This is a genomic window from Mesorhizobium sp. M7A.F.Ca.US.007.01.2.1 (assembly GCF_003998165.1).
In the GTDB taxonomy this organism is placed as follows: Bacteria; Pseudomonadota; Alphaproteobacteria; order Rhizobiales; family Rhizobiaceae; genus Mesorhizobium; species Mesorhizobium ciceri.
This window is the reverse complement of record NZ_RZQP01000379.1, coordinates 1-3402: the sequence shown is the minus strand read 5'-3', so window position 1 is coordinate 3402 and position 3402 is coordinate 1. Positions and strand designations below refer to the sequence as shown.

Here is a 3402-nt window from a genome sequence, read left to right as displayed (position 1 = left end):
CCAGCCGCGCGGCAGGCCAAGGGCGGCCAGCACCGCCTCGAAAATGGTCTGGTCGCCAAGCGTGATCGCCAATGCCTGGCCAGGCAGCACCAGCGACAGCAGCGCATGCGCGTCGGCCACCGAGCGGGCATCCGCTTGCGCGGTATCGCGGTCGCCGAGATCCTCGATGCCGGCCTGGAAGAACTCGTTGCCGCCTTCGCGGCGCTGGCGAAACACCTCGCCCAGATAGGAATAACGGCGCGGCGTGCCGGCCTGCGAGCTGATGTGGTCGAGACAGACCGGGATGGTGAATTCCGGCCGCAGGCACAATGTCTGGCCGGTCTCGCTTTCGGTCAGGAAAATCCGGCGGCGCAGATCCTCGCCGGCCATGTCGAGGAACGGGTCCGCCGGCTGCAATATGGCGACTTCGACGGCATGCGTGTTGCGCGTGGCGAAAAGGTTGGTGATGTCGGTGGAGATGGCGGGGGTGCGGGAGGTCAACTTGCTGACCTCAGTGCTGCACGACCCTCTGGTCCCAAACCAGAGGCGCCAACGCGGCCTCTACTTGCCACGCGCCCTCTCCTCAGCCTGCGCCGCCAATATCTTCCTCACCTCGACGACCAGCTCGCCCTCCGCCACCGTCACCTGCGCCGGGCGCGCCGCGCGCCATTCGGCGTTGTCTGATATTTCGGCAGACATGCGCGCGCCTTCGATCAAATCCTTGATCTGCAGCTCGCCCTTGGCGCGCTCGTCGCCGCCCTGGATGATGGCGACCGGACAGCCGCGGCGGTCGGCATATTTGAGCTGCGCCTTCATGCCGGCGCCGCCGAGATACATTTCGGACCGAATGCCGGCGGCGCGCAGCTCCGCCACCATCTTCTGGTAGCGGCCGAGGCTGTCGGTGTCCTTGTCCATCACCAGCACGACGACCGGCGCAATCACGTCCGAGGCATCGAGCTTGCCGAGGTTCTTCAGCGCGGTCATCAGCCTGGAGACGCCGATGGAAAAACCGGTCGCCGGCACCGGCTCGCCACGGAAGCGCGAGACGAGGCCATCATAGCGCCCGCCGCCACCGACCGAACCGAAGCGAACGATCTGGCCGTCTTCGTTGGGGATTTCGGCCAGAAGCTCGGCTTCGAAGACAGGGCCGGTGTAGTATTCGAGGCCGCGCACGACCGAGCGGTCCATGGCAATCCGGTCTTCGCCATATCCGGCCGCCCTGACCAGCGCTTCAATCGTGGCGAGTTCGCCGACGCCTTCCTGGTAGATCGCGTTCGAACTGACCATGGAATCCTGGCCGGCCTGTATAGTCCTCGCAGTCGCGAGAAGAACCGCCTCGGCTTGCCCATTGTTCAACCCGGCGCCCTTGGCGAAGTCGCCTTCGCCCTCCTTGCCGCCGTCCCAGCGGCCCGGGCCAAGCAAAAGCTTCACGCCTTCCGGCCCGAGCTTGTCGAGCTTGTCGATCGCACGCAACACCGTCAGCCGGCGGCCGGCATTCTCCTCGCCGCCAAGGCCGATCGCCTCCAGCACGCCATCCAGCACCTTGCGGTTGTTGACGCGGATGACGTAGTCGCCGCGCTTGATGCCCAGCGCTTCCATGACGTCGGCCATCATCATGGCCATTTCGGCGTCGGCGGCTACACCCGGCGTGCCGATCGTGTCGGCATCGAACTGCATGAACTGGCGGAAGCGGCCGGGGCCGGGCTTCTCGTTGCGGAACACCCAGCCTGAGCGATAGCTGCGGTAAGGTTTTGGCAGCCGCTCGTAATTCTCGGCGACATAACGCGCCGTCGGCGCGGTCAGGTCGTAGCGCAGCGACAGCCACTGGTCGTCGTCATCCTGGAAGGAGAACACGCCTTCGTTCGGCCGGTCCTGGTCGGGGAGGAATTTTCCGAGCGCATCGGTGTATTCGATCAGCGGCTGGTCGGCCGGCTCAAAGCCGTAAAGCTCATAGACCGAGCGGATCGTCGCCATCATCTTCTCGACGGCGCGGATGTCCTCGGCGCTGCGGTCGGCAAAGCCGCGCGGCAGTCGCGCTTTCGTCTTTTCCGATTTATCGGCCATGGGGTGTTTGCTCGGCGTTTTATGATGCTTGCAGGTCGGCAATGTTGCGATTTTCGCAACGCGGGTGTCCTAACCGAAGAGGTCGGATGCGGCAAGGGTCAGACCTCTGGCGCTGCCGATGAGAGAAGGCGACGCCGCACCTCCTTGAAACCAATCCGGACCGCAAATGAAACAATCCCGCCATGCGTGCGGCATCGTGCCGACACAATCGCCGCCGATAAAGCGCGGGAAATGAGGGGTTCGCGGCCATGACCAGCACAGCAAGATTCCATGCCATCGACAGCGATGCCGGATTGTCCGCACGCTTGCGCCCGGCCGACATCAACGTCCCGAAAATGGTCAGCCAGGCTGCCGGACCGTTCGAAGTACCCGCCGACACCGGCAAGGGACCATCCATGCGCGACGCGTTGATGACCGGCCTGCTGGTGATCTATCCGACCCTGGCCACGGTGGTGGCGATCGTCGCCGGCCTGGTGCTGGCCAGCGCCAACGGCACCTGAGCCTATTTCGGCCGCCTGAAAGCCTTCCGCTGCTTCTCGACCTCTTGGCGGCAGGCGCAGCCCTCGAGGTGGTCGTTGACCAGGCCCATGGCCTGCATGAAAGCGTAGACCGTGGTCGGGCCGACAAAGCTCCAGCCGCGCTTCTTCAGCTCCTTCGAGATCCGCACCGAGACGGCCGTTGTCGGGTTCGCGCGCAGATGGGCGAGGTCGACGATTTGCGGCCGCTCGTCCTTGCCGGGTTCGAACTTCCAGAACCAGGCGGCCAGTGAGCCGAATTCGTCCACCATTTCGCGGGCGCGCCTGGCGTTGTTGATGGTCGAGACGATCTTGCCGCGATGGCGGATGATGCCGGCATTGCCGAGCAGGCGCTCGACATCCTTGTCGGTGAAGCTTGCTACCTTGTCGAATTCGAAATTGGCGAAGGCTTCGCGAAAATTCTCCCGCTTGCGCAGTATGGTCAGCCACGACAGGCCCGACTGAAAGCCTTCCAGGCAGATCTTTTCGAACAGCCTGCGGTCGTCGGCCACAGGCCGGCCCCATTCATGATCGTGATAGTGCAGATAGTCGGGCAGATTGCCGTGCCAGAAGCAGCGCGCGACACCGTCGGGGCCGGCGAGCAGGCCGGTGTGTTCCTTGTCCATAGGCCAAAATCCGTTCGTTAACGCGCTTTTGCGCGGCATTTACTGCGGCTTTACCAGATTCCTGAACCCGGCGGTAACCACACCGAAAGGTTTACTGACAAAGCCGCATTTTACGCATTCCGATTCATGTTTCGGTTGCTGCTTGCGCGCCAATGATCGCCGAACCGGGAGGACGTTTCCACCCGTTTGTATCAGACGATCAAGGTGCGTTACGATGA

The 3402-nt window shown here is 63.7% G+C and carries 4 protein-coding genes; 1 reads left to right on the top strand and 3 read right to left on the bottom strand.

Annotated elements, in window-relative coordinates; genetic code table 11:
• Together EN949_RS33930 and hisS are read right to left on the bottom strand one after the other, a co-directional pair.
• The coding region (locus EN949_RS33930; RefSeq protein WP_206534996.1) for an ATP phosphoribosyltransferase regulatory subunit at positions 1–480 on the bottom strand (480 nt) is incomplete at its 3' end.
• 60 nt (positions 481–540) lie between these two features.
• Positions 541–2043: a histidine--tRNA ligase gene (hisS, locus tag EN949_RS33925; RefSeq protein ID WP_064994660.1), complete on the bottom strand. Its 1503-nt coding sequence runs from the start codon at positions 2041–2043 to the stop codon at positions 541–543.
• A 248-nt stretch (positions 2044–2291) separates the two neighbouring features.
• Between hisS and EN949_RS33920 the strand changes: the two genes are divergently transcribed.
• On the top strand, positions 2292–2543 hold the full coding sequence (locus EN949_RS33920; RefSeq protein ID WP_024502332.1) for a hypothetical protein: 252 nt from the start codon (positions 2292–2294) through the stop codon (positions 2541–2543).
• Between the two features lie 2 nt (positions 2544–2545).
• On the opposite strand, the gene EN949_RS33915 is transcribed toward EN949_RS33920, so the two are convergent.
• Positions 2546–3184, bottom strand: a complete 639-nt coding sequence (locus EN949_RS33915; RefSeq protein WP_013530355.1) for a DNA-3-methyladenine glycosylase I — start codon at positions 3182–3184, stop codon at positions 2546–2548.
• Between the last annotated feature and the right edge of the window lie 218 nt (positions 3185–3402).

Coding starts and splice junctions, on each gene's coding strand:
- hisS (WP_064994660.1), bottom strand. CDS start 2,043: ATGGCCGATAAATCGGAAAAGACGAAAGCGCGACTGCCGCGCGGCTTT.
- EN949_RS33920 (WP_024502332.1), top strand. CDS start 2,292: ATGACCAGCACAGCAAGATTCCATGCCATCGACAGCGATGCCGGATTG.
- EN949_RS33915 (WP_013530355.1), bottom strand. CDS start 3,184: ATGGACAAGGAACACACCGGCCTGCTCGCCGGCCCCGACGGTGTCGCG.